We start from the raw sequence: 1,441 nt of genomic DNA, 5'->3' as shown, positions 1-1,441 counted from the left end.
CTTCATGGTCGACAGGGATGCGGTGGACAGGTTCACCATGCAGGCCCAAGGCAACATGATCACCCCTTTCCGTTCAGCACCGAGATCGTGATCTGCGACAAGGTCCGGTTCTTCAGGTGTACCGGCTGGTCCACATACCGGCCGCAACCACACGAAACTCCGGCTGCGATCACGTAGATCCGGCTGGACCCAGCGTCGGTGCCGTCGTACTGACTCCGCGAGGTCTCGTGCGCCTCCCGTGTTAGCTGCCAGACGGTGCAGGTCTTGGCGTGCTCGTTCAGGTCGTAGGTGGCGTTGTAGTCGACGCCGTCGCCGTAGCGACTGGGGTTGGTTTCGGGTACTTCGCCTTGGGTGACGAGCAGGCGTGCCACGGCGGCTTGGTAGCCGGACCGCCAGCCATCCGATGCGGTGGTCATGATTCCAGTGTAGTGGATGACGGCTGGCTACTGTCCATGCCCCGCGCAGCAGTTTTGACCGTTGCGATCGAGCATGCGACCTCGGTGGCAGTGTCGGCAATGCTGACCTTGTCTGCGCGGAGCGCGCGGATCACCTCGTCACGGATGGCCCGCATCTCCTTCTCTGCCAGGAAGTATTCACGGACGGCGCGGGCTTTGGCGTTGGTCGTGGGGAGCTTGCGGATCTCGTCGGGGCCATGGAGGCGTGGCGTCATGGGCCCGATGATATCGGCTGGCCATCACCCACCCAACTTGGTTGACGGCTAGCCGTTAGCCGCCTAGGCTGAGATCACACCACAGCGACCGGGGGAACCGAAATGGCCAGCACCACCACGCTCGGAAGCATCCAGCTCAACCCGGCAATGCCCGCCCACCTGTACTCGTCGACGACGGGCCGCTGCCAGTGCGGCGACACGATCCTGCTCCGGGTCGACGGCCAGTGGACCCACGGCCCTGCGCGCGGCATCTACTGCCGCGAAAGCTGACCCGCCGCCGTCTACATCGCCGCCTGACCAATCACACCTTCCGAGAGGAGCCCCCGATGAACCGCGGCGACCTTGTCACCTACACCGGCTCCCTCACCCACATGCACGGCACCTACCGGCTCGGCTACGGCTGCGGATGCCTCAACTGCGTCCCCGAAGAGATCTCACCGCTCGAACTGGCCCAGGAGCGGCGCTGGATCCTGCACCTCGACTGGACCGGCGAAGGGTTCGCCCCCTGCGACAGCCCCGAAGTCCTCACCTGCGTCCGCGAACGGCACATCCACCCCGCCAGCGCCTGAAGGAGCCCGTCATGCGGATCGCCAAGGCCGGTGACCTTGTCGCCTACGTCGGCAGCAAGGAGACCCACCACGGCCTCGCCCGGGTCCTCGAAGCCCGCGCCTGCTGGTGCCTGCACTGCAACGGCACCGTCGCCTACCGGATCGCCCCAATCTTCGAGGACGGCACCAGCGACATGGGCAACACCCTCAGCCATGTCCGTCC

General features: G+C 65.6%; 5 protein-coding genes. 3 read left to right on the top strand and 2 right to left on the bottom strand.

The annotated features are described in order from the left end of the window. Positions 1-59: 59 nt before the first annotated feature. Together FDN03_RS16285 and FDN03_RS16280 are read right to left on the bottom strand one after the other, a co-directional pair. The gene (locus tag FDN03_RS16285; RefSeq protein ID WP_138178621.1) at positions 60-416 is read right to left on the bottom strand and encodes a hypothetical protein; all 357 of its coding nucleotides are present in this window, start codon (positions 414-416) and stop codon (positions 60-62) included. Next, a complete protein-coding gene (locus FDN03_RS16280) occupies positions 413-670 on the bottom strand; it encodes a hypothetical protein (RefSeq protein ID WP_138178620.1) in 258 nt (85 codons plus the stop codon). Before FDN03_RS16280 ends, FDN03_RS16285 begins: the two co-directional genes overlap by 4 nt. A 102-nt stretch (positions 671-772) precedes the next feature. Here FDN03_RS16280 and FDN03_RS16550 point away from each other — a divergent pair, with 102 nt between their 5' ends. The 3 genes from FDN03_RS16550 to FDN03_RS16270 all read left to right on the top strand — a co-directional run. Further along, positions 773-940 (top strand): hypothetical protein, encoded by a 168-nt coding sequence (locus tag FDN03_RS16550; RefSeq protein WP_171021302.1) that lies wholly within the window; start codon positions 773-775, stop codon positions 938-940. Positions 941-996: 56 nt separating this feature from the next. Then, positions 997-1,239, top strand: a complete 243-nt coding sequence (locus FDN03_RS16275; RefSeq protein WP_138178619.1) for a hypothetical protein — start codon at positions 997-999, stop codon at positions 1,237-1,239. Positions 1,240-1,250: 11 nt separating this feature from the next. Continuing rightward, positions 1,251-1,441, top strand: a 191-nt coding sequence (locus tag FDN03_RS16270) for a hypothetical protein (protein ID WP_138178618.1), incomplete at its 3' end; no start/stop codon positions are given.

It is taken from the genome of Glutamicibacter sp. V16R2B1, assembly GCF_005774635.1.
GTDB lineage: Bacteria > Actinomycetota > Actinomycetes > Actinomycetales > Micrococcaceae > Glutamicibacter > Glutamicibacter creatinolyticus.
Note: the sequence above shows the minus strand (reverse complement) of the source record. Positions and strands in the feature narration are given on the sequence as shown.